A 3,590-nucleotide genomic window follows, 5' to 3' on the forward strand; every position below is an offset into this window, starting at 1 on the left:
CGGCTACTGTGGCTGTGTCGTTGACTGCTGTCGGGAGGTCGTTTCTTGAATTAACTGTTCCTGTTACCGTTCCTGTATCTTCTCCACCTCTACCGTCTTCTACTACATAATCAAAGCTAATGGAACCGTTATAGTTTTCATCTGGGGTAAAGGTTATATTTCCGTCTCCATCTACGTTGACTGTGCCGTTGGGTACGTCTATAGTTTGAGTTTCACCCGTTAGCTCTACACCGTTGATGGATTTGATACTCAGAGTATCAGGATCACCATTAAGGTCTCTATCGGGATCTCTATCATCATCATCTGTTGTATCAGGTGTACCCCCTAATAAATCAAAAGTCACACTTCCAGAGTCTTCATCCATGGAAAAGGTATCGTCAATAGCTGTCGGAGGTCGATTTATAGTAACAAACCCTGTATCATCTAAAGGACCATTTATACCCTGCTCAATATAATAGTTGATTGTAACTGGATCGGCATTACTGCCAGTATTAGTATAGGTAATTTGTTCTAATACCTGATTAATTACATCGGCATTAATTTCATTACGTTGATCGCTAAATGTTAATTGTAATATACCATTACTATTAGTAGTAACTGTGATAGTAGCACTAATTGTTCCTTCTACATCAAACGTTGTATCTTCTGTTAAATTTATGCTACTAAATTCATCTTCACTATTAGGACCTCCATCTCTCTGTATGATCACAGAAGTACCATTATAATTTGTTGAATTATTGATAGCACTAGGTTCTACAGTTAGGGTGTTACCATTTTGTACCTCTATTGAACCAAATGCTGAAACATAGTTTCCATCCGCTTCGGTTCCTGTATCTTTATTATTATCCTCTATTGTGTATTTAACTCTTATTATTGAGTTATCAGTAGTATAATCAGTATCATAAGCAATATTTCTTAAAGCTAAATTAACTAGATCGCTAGTAGCTTTATTGTTAAATGTTAGTTCTAATTTACCTGCAGTATTTTCAGTAACTTTACCGATAGTTGTAGTAGTACCATCTACTGTTATCGTCAGGTCTGGGTCTCCTGGGTTATCTGGATCGGTTAAATCTCCTAATACATTAGAACTACCATTACTAAAATTGCCACTTGCAGTCTCCACTTCATCTATTTCTGTTTGTAAAGTGAGGACAGCACCATTGTAGTTGTTTCTTTCAAAGAGTTCTGGATCTTTTATTTCCGCACCATTGTCTAAGACTACTGGGGTTACTGGGGTTGCATTTGGGTTCACAGTTACAGTATTATCTTCAGTGATAATATTTTCTGGATCTAGACCTGTAAAAGCAGGAGGATCGTTAACAGGAATAACTTTAATTGTAGTCTTAGCAATATTTCCGGTATTATTGTTATTGTTTGGCTCTTCAGTATCATCATCTGTATCAGTTAGCTGAATTTCTATTTCTCTTGGCGTTGTATTTGGGGTATCGCTGGTATTCCTAAATTGAATTGCTTTCAGAGCAGTTTCAAAATCTTCTGCAGAGGCTCCATCTGTTCCAGCGTCTACAATAATAACATCAGTACCATCACCAGTGATAGTTATTTGACTACCTGTTGCAGTAACTGTTAAACTAACAACATCATCATTGGCATCACGAGTAACAGTGATACCGTCAACTTCATCCACGAACAACTCATCACTATCTTGAGGATTAGTCAGCGTAATCTCAGCACTCCGGATCTTTCCACCAGTATCGTCTACATTACCATCATCATCAAGGTCTACACTGCCATCAAAATCTTTGATATCTACTGCACCATCAACTATACTTACACCATCTATCTCACCATCATTATCTTCATCAGTATCTTCTGTAAAAGTATTTTGGTAACTAAAAGGATCGACAGTAGAAACGTTATCAGGATCGGGGTCGATAAACGGAACCTTAAACGCTGACTTTTGCCTTGGATCTGACATTCCGTCGTTATTACCTGTAGCCTCAGAGTTAGCAACAAGGATAGCTTCTGGAGAAGTACCTGTAAAGTCCTTGATACGATATAACTCTTCTCGGTTATTTCTGCTAGCATACAAATCGAAATCTTCATCAATCCAAACAGCACCATAATCACGGCCTGTAGGTAGTCCAACTATTTGGTTGGTGCTAACATCAATATCTAATGTTCCTATGCCATTGATTGCATCTGTAATATTAAAATTATCTATTACATACAGGTTAGCATTGTTATCAATTCCATAAAATTTTTGATCGCTTGTATTGTAAATTAGATCGGCAACCCGCGCTAGAGATTTTCCACTTCCATCTCCACTTAAGCTAAATCTTACCTGGGCGCCAGTAGTCAGATTAATTCTTGTAAGTTCTGTATCACCTGTTCGTACCCATAAATTACCTTGATCATCTACATCCCCTGAATTCAAGTTAGGATCACCAGGTTCGGGGAACTCATTTACAGTAACAGTTGCACCACCGATCAATAAATCTTCAACTGTCCCATCAGAATGTATTCTGACAACATTTCCTGATTTGCTTGTAGAGCCACCTTCAATTCCATAAATAAAATTATCATCATTTAGCGTATTAAATCCTGTTGCGTTATATCCATCAGGGTGAGCTACTCCAACCGATTCATAGTTATTTGTAAGAGGGTTGAATATTCTTAGCTGACCTGAAATAACTTGATAAAAATACGGCTGTTCTTCAAAAGGAGCCAGAATATGTTCCCACTGACTTTGAATCTGATCGCTAAAAGCTAAACTAACCTCTAACTTACCCCTAATAACCTCCAACTCCCAGTCACCACCCAAAGCCACATTACCAGTTGGCTTTGCCGAAGCTGCAATATTTGCACCTGTAATTTCACGGAGTTGTGCCAAAAATCCTTTACCTGCATTACCAGAAGCTATATTACAACCATAGAGGAATAAATTAGTTACTGACCAAGCTTCTAACTCTTGGCAATAATCATTGTTAATACTATTAATATTTAATTGACTATTACCCAAATATAAACACCCTGGGGTACCATGAGAAACTATATGTATAGATGGTATGTAAGGATATTTTTTAAGAACTTTAGTAATCTGCTGGACACCATCGGCAGTCGGACGAAGAATAACTACTTTTGTTCCCGGTAAAACTCCATTAGCTAAACTCTGGTAATCTTCTATATTAGAGTCTATAAATACTATTTGTTGTGGAGATTCTAGTTGACTAGAGATATCAATCGATTGGATAGATTTTTTAGTAGATACGGATTGGTAGATGTTAACTTGAGACATTGAAATTCACTCCATGGAAATGGATGATAGGTAGATGTTAATTTATTAAGCTGTTCTATTATATAACAATCTTAACTTATTTGTCAGAAAAACTTAACCTGATGAAAATCAATCCACTGAGGTTTTTCTGATAATTATGATAAAAATTCTATATAGGCAAGTTGATTTACTCGGTGTCTGGTATTGTGGTAATTCAATTATCAGCTAAATGTAGTATTTTTAACTATTTTCATATAGTTAATTGGCGGAAGCCTGACAAAACCTACAACTATAACAGTCCTAAGCATTCTAATTGGAAAAATAGGAAAATTTTAATTAATATAATGTTTTTCGG

Annotated in this window: 1 protein-coding gene; it reads right to left on the reverse strand. The window is 36.5% G+C overall.

All coding sequences use genetic code 11. The annotated features are described in order from the left end of the window. A partial coding sequence (locus AFK68_RS34555) for a DUF4347 domain-containing protein (protein WP_143437571.1) occupies nt 1-3,256 on the reverse strand: 3,256 nt, incomplete at its 3' end. Nucleotides 3,257-3,590: the final 334 nt, after the last annotated feature.

Origin of the sequence: Hydrocoleum sp. CS-953 (genome assembly GCF_002260545.1) — a bacterium.
GTDB lineage: Bacteria > Cyanobacteriota > Cyanobacteriia > Cyanobacteriales > Microcoleaceae > Trichodesmium.